General features: G+C 50.3%; 16 protein-coding genes and 2 pseudogenes. 4 read left to right on the plus strand and 14 right to left on the minus strand.

The features are described from left to right. Nucleotides 1-75 precede the first annotated feature (75 nt). The 3 genes and pseudogenes from FND36_11120 to FND36_11130 form a co-directional block, all read right to left on the minus strand. A pseudogene (locus tag FND36_11120) lies at nt 76-159 on the minus strand (conjugal transfer protein). 94 nt (nt 160-253) lie between these two features. Continuing rightward, complete coding sequence (locus tag FND36_11125) at nt 254-1,918, minus strand: DUF4368 domain-containing protein (protein ID QDW74539.1); 1,665 nt, start codon at nt 1,916-1,918, stop codon at nt 254-256. Between the two features lie 6 nt (nt 1,919-1,924). Beyond that, on the minus strand, nt 1,925-2,122 hold the full coding sequence (locus FND36_11130; GenBank protein ID QDW74540.1) for a hypothetical protein: 198 nt from the start codon (nt 2,120-2,122) through the stop codon (nt 1,925-1,927). Between FND36_11130 and FND36_11135 the strand changes: the two are divergent. Beyond that, nucleotides 2,096-2,276: pseudogene (locus FND36_11135) on the plus strand (tweety protein). The gene FND36_11130 and the pseudogene FND36_11135 overlap by 27 nt on opposite strands. Nucleotides 2,277-2,375: 99 nt before the next feature. Here FND36_11135 and FND36_11140 read toward each other — a convergent pair. The 7 genes from FND36_11140 to FND36_11170 all read right to left on the minus strand — a co-directional run bounded on the left by FND36_11140 (nt 2,376) and on the right by FND36_11170 (nt 8,366). Beyond that, nucleotides 2,376-3,731, minus strand: a complete 1,356-nt coding sequence (locus tag FND36_11140) for a virulence-associated protein E (GenBank protein QDW74541.1) — start codon at nt 3,729-3,731, stop codon at nt 2,376-2,378. After that, entirely contained in the window at nt 3,697-4,344 is a 648-nt protein-coding gene (locus tag FND36_11145; protein QDW74542.1) for a DNA primase, read from the minus strand. The genes FND36_11140 and FND36_11145 overlap by 35 nt, the downstream gene beginning before the upstream one ends. 68 nt (nt 4,345-4,412) lie before the next feature. Beyond that, a complete protein-coding gene (locus FND36_11150) occupies nt 4,413-6,002 on the minus strand; it encodes a conjugal transfer protein (protein QDW74543.1) in 1,590 nt (529 codons plus the stop codon). Nucleotides 6,003-6,144: 142 nt separating this feature from the next. Next, nucleotides 6,145-6,978, minus strand: coding sequence for a methyltransferase domain-containing protein (locus tag FND36_11155; GenBank protein ID QDW74544.1), 834 nt, complete (start codon nt 6,976-6,978; stop codon nt 6,145-6,147). A 436-nt stretch (nt 6,979-7,414) separates the two neighbouring features. Further along, nucleotides 7,415-7,735, minus strand: coding sequence for a chemotaxis protein (locus FND36_11160; GenBank protein ID QDW74545.1), 321 nt, complete (start codon nt 7,733-7,735; stop codon nt 7,415-7,417). Next, on the minus strand, nt 7,732-8,031 hold the full coding sequence (locus FND36_11165) for a DUF3847 domain-containing protein (protein ID QDW74546.1): 300 nt from the start codon (nt 8,029-8,031) through the stop codon (nt 7,732-7,734). The genes FND36_11160 and FND36_11165 overlap by 4 nt, the downstream gene beginning before the upstream one ends. Beyond that, on the minus strand, nt 8,028-8,366 hold the full coding sequence (locus tag FND36_11170; protein ID QDW74547.1) for a DeoR family transcriptional regulator: 339 nt from the start codon (nt 8,364-8,366) through the stop codon (nt 8,028-8,030). Before FND36_11170 ends, FND36_11165 begins: the two co-directional genes overlap by 4 nt. Nucleotides 8,367-8,414: 48 nt before the next feature. Here FND36_11170 and FND36_11175 point away from each other — a divergent pair, with 48 nt between their 5' ends. Both FND36_11175 and FND36_11180 read left to right on the plus strand, forming a co-directional pair. Then, nucleotides 8,415-8,618: a hypothetical protein gene (locus FND36_11175; GenBank protein ID QDW74548.1), complete on the plus strand. Its 204-nt coding sequence runs from the start codon at nt 8,415-8,417 to the stop codon at nt 8,616-8,618. Nucleotides 8,619-9,091: 473 nt separating this feature from the next. Further along, a complete protein-coding gene (locus FND36_11180) occupies nt 9,092-9,904 on the plus strand; it encodes a helix-turn-helix transcriptional regulator (GenBank protein ID QDW74549.1) in 813 nt (270 codons plus the stop codon). A 45-nt stretch (nt 9,905-9,949) separates the two neighbouring features. Here the strand turns inward: FND36_11180 and FND36_11185 are convergent, their stop codons facing one another. Beyond that, nucleotides 9,950-10,768 carry a hypothetical protein gene (locus FND36_11185; protein ID QDW74550.1) on the minus strand — a complete coding sequence of 273 codons (819 nt, stop codon included), beginning with the start codon at nt 10,766-10,768 and terminating at the stop codon, nt 9,950-9,952. A gap of 128 nt (nt 10,769-10,896) precedes the next feature. Between FND36_11185 and FND36_11190 the strand changes: the two genes are divergently transcribed. Continuing rightward, nucleotides 10,897-11,220: a helix-turn-helix transcriptional regulator gene (locus tag FND36_11190; GenBank protein ID QDW74551.1), complete on the plus strand. Its 324-nt coding sequence runs from the start codon at nt 10,897-10,899 to the stop codon at nt 11,218-11,220. 52 nt (nt 11,221-11,272) lie between these two features. Here FND36_11190 and FND36_11195 read toward each other — a convergent pair whose 3' ends face one another. The 3 genes from FND36_11195 to FND36_11205 all read right to left on the minus strand — a co-directional run bounded on the left by FND36_11195 (nt 11,273) and on the right by FND36_11205 (nt 13,758). After that, nucleotides 11,273-11,623: a DUF3221 domain-containing protein gene (locus tag FND36_11195; protein QDW74552.1), complete on the minus strand. Its 351-nt coding sequence runs from the start codon at nt 11,621-11,623 to the stop codon at nt 11,273-11,275. 26 nt (nt 11,624-11,649) lie between these two features. Beyond that, complete coding sequence (locus FND36_11200; GenBank protein QDW74553.1) at nt 11,650-11,877, minus strand: helix-turn-helix transcriptional regulator; 228 nt, start codon at nt 11,875-11,877, stop codon at nt 11,650-11,652. A gap of 261 nt (nt 11,878-12,138) precedes the next feature. Further along, complete coding sequence (locus FND36_11205) at nt 12,139-13,758, minus strand: DUF4368 domain-containing protein (protein QDW74554.1); 1,620 nt, start codon at nt 13,756-13,758, stop codon at nt 12,139-12,141. Nucleotides 13,759-13,778: the final 20 nt, after the last annotated feature.

A 13,778-nucleotide genomic window follows, 5' to 3' on the forward strand; every position in this document is an offset into this window, starting at 1 on the left:
AAAAGCTAATCCCTCCTTTCCCGCGCCCTCCCGCGTGAAGCGGGAGAGCGCGGCGGGTAGTGTTAGTTTGTGGCATTATCCAAACAGGCCGGAGAGCAGCGGGACAAGGGTAAGGCCGATAAGGGCAACGCCGCCGCCCGCCATCAACTGTGTTATCCCCAATTAGTAGGAACAATACAGCTTTCTGGCGGGCGGCGGCACGTCAAGAAATATATATGGAGTTTTTAAAGAACCTCCCCGGAGCGGGGAGCGGTCAGCCTGTGACCTGCTCCACTTCCGGTATGGGTTTGAGATTAAAATGAATTTCGATAGAAATGTGTCTTGTCTTATCGCTGCCTATGGTTTCATGGACAACGATTTCTTTAATCAGGCGGTTTAAGGTGGAAGCGTCCAGTTCGGTGATGTCCCGGTATTCCTGTATGGATTCCACCCACTGCCTTGCGTCCACGGCAAGCCGGATTTCATCGGCAAGGTGCTTCCTGCCTTTCTCGACTTTTGCCTTTAATTCCGCCTGTTCCTTCTGCGTCTTTTCCAGCAGGAGATTGAAGTTTGCGTCTGTGATTCGTCCGGCAACCATGTCCTCATAGAGCCGCAGCACCATCTTTTCCAACACTTCAATCCGTTCCTCGTCTTTGGCAAGGGTGCGCTCCATCGCTTCCCTCTGGCCTTTCTGCTCGGCTTCGCAGGTGTCGGTCAGCCGCCCGGCCACCGCTTCACTGTCGGTCAGGGCAGCGGCGGCGCACTCCCGGATTTTATTCAGCACAAGGGCATAGAGCGTGTCATAATCAATCCGGTGCTGGGTGCAGTGCTGTTTCCCAAAGGCATTGTAAGTCTTGCAGGAATAAATCCTCTGGGGGTGCTTGGCATTGGTGTAGCGGACAGTCAGGGACTTTCCGCACTCACCACATTTGAGAAGTCCGGCAAACAGGCTCGGCTCCCCGGACTGCCCCGGCCGCTGGCGGGATTTCAGCTTCTCCTGCACGATGGCAAAACTCTTTTTGTCCACCAGCGGCTCATGCGTCCCTTCCACCACAATCCAGTCCTCCGGCTTCTTGTCCCGGATAGTGCCGATTTTAAAGCGGTACTCGGTCTTTTGGGAAGCGATTGCGCCGGTGTAGACGGGGTTCATCAGGATTTCCTTAATCACTGTAAAATCCCAGATGTACCGCCCATTCTCCGGGTCTTTCTTCTCCCATTTGGTGCGGATGTTCCTGTGCCCACGCTGCCGGTTCCACCATGTGGGGCAGGGGTGCTTTTCTTCCTCCAGCCTGCGCCGGATGTAGTTGGGGCCGTGCCCGTCCAGCGCATACCCGAAAATCAGCCGGACAACCGGGGCGGTTTCCTCGTCTACCAGCAGGCGGTTCCTGTCCTCCGGGTCTTTTTTGTAGCCGAAGGGGGCAAGGCAGCCGGTGAACTGGCCTTTCTGGGCTTTCAGCACATAGGAAGAATGGACTTTCTTGGAAATATCCTTGCTGTACATCTCATTCAGGATATTTTTGAAGGGCGCAATGTCGTTGTTGTCCCGCATGGTGTCGATACCGTCATTCATGGCGATATAGCGCACGCCGTTCCTTGGGAAGAAGTCCTCGATAAGCTGCCCGGTCTGCAAGTAGTTCCGCCCTAACCTTGATAAATCTTTCGTAATGACAAGGTTTATCTGCTTCCGCTCAATGGCCTTCAACATCCGTTTCAGGTCGGGGCGTTCCATGTTCAGGCCGGTGAAGCCGTCGTCCTGATAGACTGCCGCAACCTCCCATCCCTGCTTTTCACAGAACTTTTCCAGCATATCCCGCTGGTTTGCGATGCTGGCACTCTCGCCCTGAAGGTCATCGTCTTTCGAGAGCCTGCAATAGATAGCTGCCCGGAATCCCCCGGCAAGCGCCGTGCCAATCACGTCATAATCTAATCCGTTCATCATAACCGTTTACCCACACAATCCAGACGGAACACGGTCACTTTGAACCTCGTCTTTATTATATCTCATTTCTTGCGTTTTAGCAAGATATTCTTTATCTGTTTTTCTGGTGTGTTTCTGTGCGATAAGGCTCACGAAAACGTCCGTAGCGTCCAGTTCGCCGTCAAATACTGTGGTGACATGAATCTCTGTTTTATTTTTCGCCATAGGCAGTTGTCCTCCATACATGAAATAAGCCAGACAGGGGATAGCGGCAACGAAGTCCGGCAACGGGCTTCAAAAAACCTTGGAGCTAATCCTTGTCTGGCAGTTGGGTTATTTTATACTTTTTCTTTTATTTTTCTGTTGCTTTGGTTGTTAAAGGGGAGAAAAGCCCGCAGTTACGGGATTTTTCCCGGCAACCGGGTCGGCAACGGGATAGCAACGGAGTGTGCAACGGGCTGTCCCTGCCCGGATTTTTTCAGAATGGAAGCTCCATCTGTTCCGGCACCGGCGTAAATCCTTCCGGGATTTTTTCCGTCCCGTTGCCGCTGTCCGTTGCCGGTTCTGTCCGTGCGTTTTCCCGTTCCCATCCTTTCTGCCTGCCGTACCCGGCAAACATCCGGGGGTTGGAGAAATAATTCCAGCCAGTGATGCACTGGTTCATTATCTCGTTGATTTCCCGTATCTCCCATTGTTTCGGCTCGTCAAAGTCATGGTTCAGGGCTTCTTTGTAAAGCTGTTTGGAGCAGACGGTATCGCCGGGGTAGCTGTCAAGGAAAGCCTGTATCATACCGGCCTTGGTGTCCTCCGGCATGAAGTCCCGCTGGTGTTCCTTTAAATGGCGCACCATTTCCGGGCTGAATGTCAGCTTCCACCTGCCGCTCCTGTAAATCTCCATCGCTTCCGCCCATACCTGATTCAGATAGGCTCTGGAAGCGGCTTCGTCCTCTAAAATGTGTGTTTCCGCCTGTTCCGGGCATACCTGTATAGGAATGAAGCGGCGGTTTCCTGAACGGTCAAGGGGCAGGAAGTCAAGGGCATTGGATGTCCCGCCGAACACGCACTGCCTTGGACGGTCTGCCGGGTGGGTTTCATAGGGTATCTTGTAGACTTCCTTCTGGCGGCTCAAAAATGACTTGATTTCCTCTATGCTCCTGGCGTTTGCGGTGGCAATCATCTCCGACATCTCGATTATCCAGTGGCCTTGGAGTTTGCGGTATACGTTGTCATCGTCCAGCTTCCGCAGGTCATCGGAGAACCACTCGTCTTTGACTGCCAGCAGGCGGAAGAAGGTGGACTTCCCGGCTCCCTGCCCGCCCACCAGACAGAGCATGACTTCAAACTTGCAGCCGGGGGAAAATGCCCGGTGGATGGCTCCCAACAAAAACAGGCGCAGGGATTGGAAAGTATACTCGTCCTCACCGGCTCCCAGAAAGTGACGCAGGCAGGAGCGTATCCGTTCGGTTCCGTCCCATGTCAGGCCGTTTAAATAATCCCGGACAGGGTGGTAGCTGTTCTCATCGGCGGCAAGGGCGGCGGCGTCCTGTATCTTTTTCTCGCTTGTCAGGCCATAGGTCTTTTCCAGATACAGCCGGATATATTTCATGTCCGTGTCGGTCATGGGGCTTCCGGCAGTTCTTTTGTAGCCGATTGGCTTTAAAATATCGGTGCGGTCGGTCAGCAGGTTGTAGGCAACCGCCCCGGAAAGGAGCGGGTCGCACTGGAACACGGTCAGGCAGTTGCTCATGCTGTTGCGGAAGCCGCCTTTTTCGGTGGTTTCCAGCATGGCCTTCACTTCCTCAACGCTCCGGGGCGGCTCTGCGCTGTCTGCCATGTTCGCTGTTTCCTGCCGTATCTGGGGCGGTAAATTCTGCCATCCGTCTTTCAAGGTTCCTCACTTCCTTTCCGTGTCCTGTGATAAGGGCTGCCCGCTCCTGAATGTCCCCGGAGAGAAGCACGTCCATCAGGTATTCCACCCGGCTCATGTTCTGCAGGGCTTCCACAAACCGGGGGTTCCACGCTTCATCCGGCTGGCGTGGGGCGTATTCCTCCTTCCAGCGGCGCAGGAGATGGTAATAGTCGGACAGCACCCGGAAGCAGTGCCGCTCCATGTGCCTGAATTTCTGTTCCTCCGTTTCTTTTCGCAAGCGTGGCCTTATGGGCTGCTTTTTGCCGTTCCTCCCATCCTCATAAGGGATAGAGAAGTCCTGTGCCAGCATAAGGGCGGCTTCTTTGCTGCTGATACCATGGAGCCGGGAAACAAAATCTATCACGTCCCCGGTGGCTCCGCAGCCGAAACAGTAAAAGCGGCGGTCAACCTTCATGCTTGGGTTCTTATCGTTGTGGAACGGGCAGACGCACATCCCGTTCCGGTTTACTTTGATTCCATAACGCTCCGCAGCCTGCCTTGTGGTGACGGACTGCTTCACGGCTTCAAATACGTTCAATAGGCGTTCCCTCCTGATAATGAAAAAGGCACCTGCCAGCGATTTCAAATCACAAAACAAGTGCCTGTTTAAAGTTCCATATTCTGTTGTTTCTGTGTCCGGGGCGGCTTCTGTTTCCCTGCCTGCTCCTGCCGGATGCGTTCCTGCCGCCCTTTCAGGCTCTCCTGTACGGATGGTTTCTTCCCCGGCTCGGCGGTCTGGCGGTACTGCTCGGATGGCAAAACCTGATTCAGCCAGTGGCGCACGTCACGCAGCACCTTCACATCTGCCTGAACCGCTTCCAGTTCCTTCTTTTGTCCGGGCAGGGCGGCGGCAAGCTGTTCCCGTTCCGCTTCCAAATCTTTGCGGGAGTAGGAATTGCCTTTCAGGTTGGCTTTCAAATACCGGATGGCGGCATTATAAGCGTCCAGTTCCTCCCGGTGGCTCTCCGCAAACTTCTCCTTTTTCTTCTTCCAGCCGATGGCGGCATACTCCGCATGGACTGGCTTGGCGGCTTCGTATTTGTCAATGTAGGAGAGCATGGTATTGATGGCTTTTATCCGCTTCTCGCTTTTTTTCATGCTCCCCATGACGGAAACAGCGGTCTGGCCGATTTCATCCAGCCGGGTGTCAAGGCTCTCCACGGTGGAGATTCCCTTTTTCCGCAGGAAGTCCATCGCCGCCTGCACTTTATTGTAATCGGCAACGGTTCCTTTCAGCTTCCCTCTGGAAGTCCAGTCGGCACGTTCCCCACTCCGCTGTTCCAGATACCGGAATAACAGTTCCGGGAGTGTCGGCTCCTTCGCCTGCTCCAATGCTTCCAGTAATACAGCCTTTTTCTCTTTTAAGTCAGACAGCCATCCCTTTAGGCTCCGTACCATCTGCCGGATGGACTGCATGAGCCGGTTGGCGGTTTTGATGTCCCGGTTCAGATTGCCGATGTTGGTCTGGATTCCTTTCTTCTCCATCTGGCAGGCGGCCGCTCCCATGTGGACGGTAGGGATTTGGTCAATCCCCTGTCGGGCATAGGAGCGCAGGTCAAGCCGTTCCGGGCGGTCATTGGCTTCCAGATAGCGGTTGGCCGTGTCCGCCCATCCCTGCCGCCAGATTTCGGCGTACTTCCGGTTGTTCCAGTCTACTGTGTTCTCCTTATGGCTTTTCCATCTGCCGGACGCAAGCCGGATGCGCTCCCCGTTCTTGTCAAGGTCGTACACTTTACGGCTCTTGGGGAGCCATTTGCCTTTTTCGTCCATCGCCCGCATGGTGAGCAGGATATGGGCGTGTGGGTTGCCGTCCCCCTTGTCATGGATGGCAAAGTCGGCAATCATGCCTTTGGAAACAAAAAACTCCCGGCAGTAGTCACGGATAAGGTCGGCGTACTGTCCCGGCGGGATTTCCCTTGGGATGGCAAGCACGAATCTCCGGGCAAGCTGGGAGTTCCATTGTTTTTCCTGCGCTTCGGCTGAGTTCCATAAAGTATTGCGGTCTGCAAACTCCGGCGGCACATGGGGCGGGAGCATGATTTCTTTGTGGGTGACTTCGTTCTTGTAGGGATAGTATTTCTGTTCCTGGTCATATTCAGAGAACAGCTTCTCGCCGCTCTGGTAGGCGGCGGCAGAAACAGCGGATTCATTGTTGCTCCGCTTGATGATGGTGATTTTACAATGCGGGCATGGCAAGAGTACGTCCTCCTTTCTCCCGGATTCGGGGCAAAAAAATAGCAGGATACCTTTTCAGATTTCCTGCTTGGGTGTGCCGTTGATGGGCGGCGGGTTATTTAATTTTTTAATAGTTTGTCAATTCGACAAATTGAAATTGAATTTATAATTTCCCTGCAAATATCTCTGCATCAATAGTGATTTCTTTTGTTTTTTTTAAATCTATTCCATCTTTATTTACACAAAACAGTAGTGGAGTCATATCCGCAAAGGTTTTTATTTCCTCGGATGTCATTGTATACGTTGCTGAAACTTTCTTGTGATAAACAACGGAATACTTCTTTTGGAAATAATCTACGACAGCCGCATTAGAATATTGATTGCTTTTCAATTGTTCTTTTGCCGTCTCTCGAAGCTCCTTAAGATGAGCATTTCCCGGAATTACCTTAATTACATAACCGCCTTCTTTCAAAACTCTGTTAAATTCGGAATAGTTAGCAGGAGTAAAAATATCTAATATGCAATCTATCCTTTTGTCTTTTATGGGCATTTCTTCCAAATTTCCCACAAACCATTTGATAGAATTACTGAAATCACTTTTTGCTGCAAGCTGAACAGCATCTTTAGAAATATCAAATGCAATAATTTCTTTATCACCTGATACTTCTTTTATCTGCTTTGAATAATATCCTTCACCGCAGCCAATATCAAGTATTGTATCAATGCTGCTAAAGCTTTTTATAAGCTGCACCACTTCATTCAGGATATGTGAATAATAGCCTTTTTCTAAAACCTCCCGCCTAATTTGAAAAGTCTCTCTGCTATAATGTTTTGAAGATTTTGTTCCTACAGCAAAGTTCACATAACCCGTTTTTGAAATATCGAAACAATGATGATTAGAACAAAATAAACTTTTTTGTTTCAATTTTAAATCTGTTTTACATATAGGACATTGAAAAACTTTTTCACTGTCACTAAATCTAAGTATTTTATTCATTATTCCCTCCGTTATTACATTACTTGCCCAATAAGCGAGCTATGCAATACGGATTCACCGCAACATAACCCGCGGTGTTATCTTAATCTCATATGCGCTGTCATATTCTCACCTCCAAACTCCGATTTGTCACCGGCTCCATTATACGCTATCTCATAAAAAAAGTATAGCCGAATTTCAGCAAACTTGTCAGATGGAAACAACTTGCAACGCAAGATAATTCCGGGCGGCAAGTCCACAAAGGGGTAGCTGGCGTAAGCCAGCGCAGGGGAAGGGTAACTTCCCCTGTGATGATTGGAGCAGATTGAAAATCTACGGAAATCATCTGCTGTCCGCAGGACGCCTCCGGCAGGGCGCAATGCACCACTTCCCGAAGTGGTGTATAATTGCGCCCTCTTTCAGAGGGGCAGTCCACGGGTTGCGGCTCTGAAAGCGATTATGACCGTTCCCGGTCTGGCTCTTTTCTCTTGGGATGTGGCTTTTTCGTCCTCGCCTGTGCCTTGGCTTCGGCAAGCCTGCGCCGGATGGAATTGTCCCGATTCTGGATAAACCGCTGCTTCGTATCAGCGATAAAGCGGCGGCACTCCGGCTCCGGGATGGCGTCCAGCTTTCGGATGGTATTCTCCACAATATCCCTTGTCTGCCGGTCACGGATAACCGGCACGATTTCTTTCAGCCCCGCAAGGGTGTCCTCTTTTGTACCGGCGGCGTACTGATAGACCATGGCCAACTCGTCTTTAGAAAAATTCATCTTCATTCTGCGCCCTCCTTCTCTGTGCCGTTTCCGGCAAACACTTTTTCCATAAGCTGACGGGTGCTGTCTTTGTGGAACAGCAGCTTCAAGAATAGACTGACCTGTTCATCCGTGATGGCTTCTGGGTGGGGAAGGTAGCTTTCCAGCATGGCGGCTCTGGTGCAAAGCCGGTGCGTCCGTTCCTTCCGGGTCAGCGCCTTGGCCTGATGGGTCAGACGCTTTTCCTCCTGTTGCGCCCAGCGCAGCTTCTTTTCCGTTTTCTCTATCTCCTGATTGAGTGCTTCCAGCTTTTCATTCATAAGCGGCTGTCCTCCTTCTTGGGAATGAGTACATATATCTTGTTGGGTTCCCCGAAGCCCTGACGCACCCGCAGTATCAGTCCGGCGTCCTCCAATTCATTCAGGGAACGCTTCACGGTCATGGTGCTGCGGGCAAGTGCCGCCGCCAGTTCCACGATGGGGAAATGGATAAATAAAATCCCGTTGGTGTCCTCTATGCCGGACAGGAAAACAATATCCAACATCCGGGCGTACATGACCTTGGCGGTGCTGCTGATCGGGAGCCGCAGCATGGCTCTCGGCAGCGGCATACAGGGCGGCAGGGTGGTGTCTGCGGTCATAAATTCAACTTCCATTCAATCGGTGTCCTCCTTTACTTTTCGTTTTGAGCGTTTGGAAAGATAATGGGGGCAGTCCACAATGACCGCCCGGAAACTCTGCTTGCAAGTACGCTGACATTTCCGGCAAAGGTCGTTGTACGTTACCCGCCCCCGTTCATTGAGGAAGAAGGACAGTTCCAGCTTCCTCTTTTTCGGCATTCTCGGCATGGTGCCTCCTTAAACAAAAATCCGCCCATTTCAGCCGTAACAGCCGCAATAGACGGATAGCAGATTTTAGTGTCGTGTTTCGGGGCGATTTTCAGGGAAAAAGCGGCCATAGAACCGCCCGGAAATCCCCTGTAGTATTACGGATAGGGTAGACTACGCCCTATCGGATTGTTGTGTTTCGGTATCAATTCGGTGTTCATTTTCGCCGGTTCTCCCTGATGTCGTTCCTGCCCCTGGCTCTCACAACGGCGTTTCGCTCCCTTTGGTACGCTCGTTGCGGTCAGGGTTCCTCCATTTCCCTGCCGCAAGTCGTTGCGCTACATCGCCGGGGAGCATATCCCATACAGGCCGGTCATTCGATTGGAATAATCCATCGATGAACTACCTGTATCATAGAACATTTTTGTTCCCTGTGCCGTATATCCACAAAGTAGGATTTCGGGGCGAAAAACGGAAATTTCCACGATTATGGAAAGTATGGTATAATCCAGTTAGCGGCAGGAAAACAGCCGCCGGAAAGGAGTGAGCGCCCTATGCTGAAAGCGACTACCATACAGGAACGCCTTTGGGAGTTACGCAAGGATAAAGGCTTAAATTTGGAAGAACTGGCGCAGCAAACCGGCATTTCAAAGTCAGCCCTCGCCAGTTATGAAGCCAACGACAATAAGGAAATCAACCACGGCAACCTTGTCACGCTGGCGGATTTTTATGAGGTATCTCTTGATTATCTGTTCTGCCGGACAGAAAACCGGGAGCAGATAAACACGCCCCTGATGGAACTGCACCTGAATGATGAAATGGTGGCGCTGCTAAAGAGTGGCCGTATCAACAACCGGCTCCTGTGTGAGATTGCTACCAACGATAAATTTGAGCAGCTTATGACCGACACGGAGATATACATAGACGGTCATGCAACCTCCACCTTTCGCACCCTGTATGAGACTTTGGAAGAACAGCGGCAGACCATCATCCAGAAATACAAGCAGGCGGAAAATGATTTCTATTCAAAGACCATCCTTGCCGCAGAGGTAAAGGAAGAAGATTTCTTCTGCCATGTGACGCACAAAACATGGGACGCCATTCTCCATGACATACGAAAAGCCCATGAACATGACATTGACAGCACGCCGGATTACTCTGCCGCAAAGAAAGTGGCGATGGATATTCGGAAAGCCATTCAATCCTCCGGGGATTATCTGGGAAAGGTGTGGGCGGTCATTTTCAATACGCTCGGCCTTGACTTTTACAAGCTGCCGCCGGATGAACAGAAGATATTAAAAAAGATATTGTCAAAAGCGCCGAACATCAAAAACAGCCCCTTCAACTTCCGGCGCAAGAGAAAATGAAAACTGCCGTTGTGGGAAGGAGTGTTCCTGCAACGGCAGCGTCTTTTATTCGCCGGTATATGCAATTTCTATCTCATAGCCGCCATCCTCATAGTAGGTGTGGAAAGAATAGTCCCCGATTTGTAAATCTCCCTCTGTGACAGGGTAGAAAGTCTTTTCCTCGGCGTCATAAATTACAGCTTCGTCTAAAAATTCATCTTCAACGGTAGTCAGGATTTCCCGGATACAATCATCACAAAAATGCGTTTTCATTTTGTGGGCGCTCACAATCCCTCGCCCTGGGTCTATGGAAGCGGTGGCGCTGTCCATGTTGGGATTTGACATCATCATCAAATGGGCTTCGCTGATTTCATCGTAACCAGAGGTAATCATTGTGCCGCCCCTTTCCCGTTGGCTCTCAATCGGTTCGGTTTTATCGAATATCTCCAGCCCATAGGCTTCGCCGGTATTCAGGAAAACCAGATTGATACGCTCCGGGAAGCCCCGTTCCAGACAGCAGCCGTCAGCCGTATTCGGGATATAGCGGATAAGATTTTCAATGTCTTGTCCGTACTGGCTGTACACTAAATCATGCCGGATGGTCTGGGTGATTTCCTCGTATTCATCATCGGTGGCCGTTGCCATGTAAGTAGCGACTGTTCCTAAAAAATCTTCCATCTCTTTCTGGTTTCGATGGCTCGTCCAGATATTCCCCGCCATGATACTGATTGAGATAAAAGCGAATGTGACAGCCCCTATCATAAAACCGCCATAAAGCAGGGAGCGCTTGTCATGCTGGCTCAAATGCTTTTTGTCCATATCCAGTTCATCATCTTCCCAGAAATCCAGCCAACTGTCCCGCAATTTTCTCCATACATTCTTCATATCAGTACCCTCCAACAAGCTATAAGCTAATATCTTATAGTCTATCAGAAGCTATTGAAAACGGCAATCATATTATAGTCTTAAAGTGTACAGAATGATAACTGATAGCTAATAGATGGGTGTGGACTATGGAAAAGAACGGATTAGGAAAGCGTATCAACGCAGTAAGGAAAGACCGGGGCTTAACTGCTGACCGGCTCTCGGAAATGTGCAATATCAACGCTACTTATCTCCGACAGATTGAGGGCGGCGTGAAAATGCCCAGCCTGCCGGTATTCATAGACATTTGCAAGGCTCTGAAAATCTCGCCGGATTATCTTCTGCAAGACGAATTGGAAGAAAATGAAATCAGTACCATCCGGGAGATAGAAGCACTCTGGGAAGAAGTTTCTCCCAGCAAACAGGCGCTTGCACTTGCCATGATAAAAGCGGCGTTGGAGCATAAGGAGTAGCAAAACAGCCAGCCGGGAACGGCTGGCTGAAAAACTTTCAGCATAATGAAGATTATTCAATATCTTGATTTACAGGTGTTTTTAAAGTAATTGCATACACGGTATTTATCTGCAACGGGTAACTTTCTGCTATTTCTCCGTTGTAGTACACAATAATTTCATCGCCAACAGAAACATCGGTATAGCTATCTTTGTTTTCTACATCTAATGAAACTTTACAACTTGCTCCATCAGGATAACTTTCCGTTTTGATATTGATTATAATAAAATTGTCTTGAACTTCTTCCACAATTCCGGTAATATTTGGCTCATTTTCTATGATATAATCCATAGTTCGATTGTTACAGCCTCCTAATCCTAATACGCAAATCAGTGTCAGAATGAATACTATACATCTTTTCATATTCGCACCTCATAAATCTGGATTTATCACTCTGATGTCTCCATTGTAGTCTTGTCCTGTTCCAACTCAATCACATCCAAAATACCACAATTCAGGGCTTCGCAGATACGAACCAGCGTTTCCATGCTGATGTTTTTGCCTTTACCCATGTTGGCAATCATATTTGTGGTAAGACCGGCGGCAATCCGCAAGTCCTCTTTCCTCATATTGCGCTCAACCAGCGTGTGCCAGAGGGGTTTATAGCTTATGTGCATTTATCCTCCTGCCTTTCTCCCGGTTCCGGGGTTCCTGTTCCCATTATATCAAAGTTCTTGCTATTCCACAAACATTTCTTGACACAATCGCCGGTTCCGTCTGGATTGTGCTTTTCCTTTCTTTTCTTGATTACATCTACTTAGCCATGAGCTGTTTCATGCCCTGCGACTTTACTGATGTGCGATAAAGAAGTAATAGAAATGTAAAAAATTTTGCCGTTCCTATCCGGCACTTGGCCATTGTGTCGGATAGGTCGGGCGTTAGGCTTCGGGCAAGTCAATCTTGCCGACAAAGCTGTAATAAATCTCAATGTCCTGCCTGCGGGTGCCGTTCTCGTCATAGCTACACTCATGCACGACGATTTTTTCAATCATTTCCCGCAAGAGGGTGGGGGTCAATTCCTCAAAGGCAAGGTGCTTTCGGACGATACCCATAAACTTTTCCGCGTTGACGGTGGCGGCCTGCGACTTGTCCAGTTCGGCCTGCAAAGCGGCGGCGCGGTCTTTCAGTTCCCGCTGTTCCTGCTCATAGTCTGCTGACAGTTCCATGAAACGCTCGTCACTGATTTTGCCGTTCACATTGTCCTCATACAGCCGCTTAATAATGCGGCTCACTTCGGCAATGCGCTCCTGCGCCTGTTCAAGCTGCCTGGTGGTTGCGGCGGTCTTTCTCTTGCCGCCGATCTCGTTCTGCTGGATAAGCAGCTTCACAAAGCGGCTCTCATGCTTGGCGGCATACTCCGTCACTTGCCGGAGATTGGAGAGGACACCGGCGGTCAACAGGTCGGTGCGGATAAAGTGCGCCGTACAGTCGCGGGTGCGCTTCTTGTAGCTGCCGCAGATGTAACAGTCCTGCTTGCGGTTCTTGTTCTGATACCGCTGCTGGTACATCACATGGCCGCAGTCGGCGCAGAACAGCATACCGGAGAACAGCCCCACTTCATCATAGCGGTTCGGGCGTTTGCGCTGCTTGCGTAACTCCTGCACGCGCTCCCATGTTTCCCGGTCTATGATAGGCTCATGGTGGTTCTCAAAAATGGCCTGCTTCTCCACGGGGTTCTCTACACTGTGTTTGACCTTGTAAGAGGGCTTTTCCGTCTTGAAGTTTACCAGACAGCCGGTGTACTCCCGGTTTTCGAGGATATGAACGACGGTGTTTGTCGCCCATTTACACTCATAGCCGGGGTGGTAGCGGCGTGTGCTGCCTGTCCTGCGGTATTCCAGCGTCCCCGGCGTGGGGATTTGCTGCTCCGTAAGCATACGGGCAATCTTGGTCGGGCCATTCCCGGCAAGGCAAAGCTGGTATATCTGCTGGACAACCGGCGCGGTTTCCTCGTCAACGATATAGTTCTCGTCCTCGTCCATGAGGTAGCCATAGACCGGCTTGCTGGTAACAGGCTTGCCGCTCATGCCTTTTGCTCGTTTTACTGCCTTGATTTTCTTGCTCGTATCTCTCACCAGCCATTCGTTGAACAGATTTCGCAGAGGGGTAAAATCGTTGTCCATGCTGCCGTTTGCGCTGTCCACATTGTCGTTGACAGCGATAAAACGCACTCCCTTTTGAGGGAACAGCATTTCCGTGTAAAACCCTACCTGCAAGTAGTTTCGCCCTAACCGGCTCATGTCCTTGACTATGACGGTTCCGACTTTCCCGGCTTCAATGTCTGCAAGCATGGCTTGAAAACCGGGTCTTTGAAAGTTCGCGCCGGAGAAGCCGTCGTCGGTGTACCAGCGCAGATTAGTAAAGCCGTTCTGCTTGGCGTAGGTTTCCAAAATCCTTTTCTGGTTCGATATGGAATTACTCTCGCCTTGCAACTCGTCCTCATGGGACAATCTCGGATAAAGGGCGGTAATGAGGTTTTGGGTGGCTTGTCTTAACATAAAATCCTCCGTTTCCGACA

It is taken from the genome of Lachnospiraceae bacterium KGMB03038, assembly GCA_007361935.1.
Classification (GTDB): Bacteria; Bacillota; Clostridia; order Lachnospirales; family Lachnospiraceae; genus Massilistercora.

Excerpts from the sequence above, each read along its gene's own strand:
- FND36_11125 (QDW74539.1), bottom strand. The coding sequence starts at position 1,918 with ATGATGAACGGATTAGATTATGACGTGATTGGCACGGCGCTTGCCGGG.
- FND36_11130 (QDW74540.1), bottom strand. The coding sequence starts at position 2,122 with ATGGCGAAAAATAAAACAGAGATTCATGTCACCACAGTATTTGACGGC.
- FND36_11140 (QDW74541.1), bottom strand. The coding sequence starts at position 3,731 with ATGGCAGACAGCGCAGAGCCGCCCCGGAGCGTTGAGGAAGTGAAGGCC.
- FND36_11155 (QDW74544.1), bottom strand. The coding sequence starts at position 6,978 with ATGAATAAAATACTTAGATTTAGTGACAGTGAAAAAGTTTTTCAATGT.
- FND36_11160 (QDW74545.1), bottom strand. The coding sequence starts at position 7,735 with ATGAAGATGAATTTTTCTAAAGACGAGTTGGCCATGGTCTATCAGTAC.
- FND36_11165 (QDW74546.1), bottom strand. The coding sequence starts at position 8,031 with ATGAATGAAAAGCTGGAAGCACTCAATCAGGAGATAGAGAAAACGGAA.
- FND36_11170 (QDW74547.1), bottom strand. The coding sequence starts at position 8,366 with ATGGAAGTTGAATTTATGACCGCAGACACCACCCTGCCGCCCTGTATG.
- FND36_11175 (QDW74548.1), top strand. The coding sequence starts at position 8,415 with ATGGGGGCAGTCCACAATGACCGCCCGGAAACTCTGCTTGCAAGTACG.
- FND36_11180 (QDW74549.1), top strand. The coding sequence starts at position 9,092 with ATGCTGAAAGCGACTACCATACAGGAACGCCTTTGGGAGTTACGCAAG.
- FND36_11185 (QDW74550.1), bottom strand. The coding sequence starts at position 10,768 with ATGAAGAATGTATGGAGAAAATTGCGGGACAGTTGGCTGGATTTCTGG.
- FND36_11190 (QDW74551.1), top strand. The coding sequence starts at position 10,897 with ATGGAAAAGAACGGATTAGGAAAGCGTATCAACGCAGTAAGGAAAGAC.
- FND36_11195 (QDW74552.1), bottom strand. The coding sequence starts at position 11,623 with ATGAAAAGATGTATAGTATTCATTCTGACACTGATTTGCGTATTAGGA.
- FND36_11200 (QDW74553.1), bottom strand. The coding sequence starts at position 11,877 with ATGCACATAAGCTATAAACCCCTCTGGCACACGCTGGTTGAGCGCAAT.
- FND36_11205 (QDW74554.1), bottom strand. The coding sequence starts at position 13,758 with ATGTTAAGACAAGCCACCCAAAACCTCATTACCGCCCTTTATCCGAGA.